The organism is Vibrio sp. YT-19(2023) (assembly GCF_033337395.1).
This window is the reverse complement of sequence record NZ_JAWOQN010000494.1, coordinates 1-702: the sequence shown is the minus strand read 5'-3', so window position 1 is coordinate 702 and position 702 is coordinate 1. Positions and strand designations below refer to the sequence as shown.

The following is a 702-nucleotide window of genomic DNA, read 5'->3' as shown; positions in this document are numbered from 1 at the left end:
AATTCATGCACGCTTACGCCCTGTACTGGACGTTGTTCTGCGCGCTCATCGCGGCCTATTATGCGTTCCTTAGCCAGCGCCTTCGCTCTCTTGCACTTGAATGTTCAGCGGTCGTTCACGCTCTGATTTCTGGCGTCGCTTTCGTTTGGTTAAGCGACACTTGGCTCACCACTGCCATTTCGATACAAGTCGCGGTGATGGCACTGCAAATCCAAGCCGGGTTTTTTCGCCCAGCAAGTTGGGCGGTCAAAATCGTGATGGGTATTTTGGTAGTTCGTCTCACGTTGCTGCCATTTATTCCACAATGGCAGCCGGGTGAAAGTGGGCATTGGGCTTGGGTCATTCTTAGTTACGTGCCGTCATTGGCTATCTTAGCCTATGCCCGAAGCGTGCTAGCGAAACAAGATTCCGACCTGACCAACTGGTTTGAAGGGGCGTTTTTGCATGTGTTCTTAATGGCGTTGTTCACCCAAACCAACTACTGGTTAACAGGACAATACGGCTATTTGGGGCACATCGATTTCACAAGTGCCGTGGTCTTTGCCAACCAAGCTCTGGTTATGGGCTTGGTTTACAGTTATCGCAGCCAATTTGCTCAGCAGCTCACCCTTGTTTATCAAGCCTACAGCTACTTATTGTGGGGCGCATTCGCGCTATTGACGGTATGGCTGAACAGCGTTGAATCGCCACTCATCCCCAACA

The 702-nt window shown here is 50.9% G+C and carries 1 protein-coding gene; it reads left to right on the top strand.

The window, feature by feature from the left end; all coding sequences use genetic code 11:
- A partial coding sequence (locus R7E78_RS26725; RefSeq protein ID WP_318058685.1) for a DUF2339 domain-containing protein occupies positions 1-702 on the top strand: 702 nt, incomplete at both ends.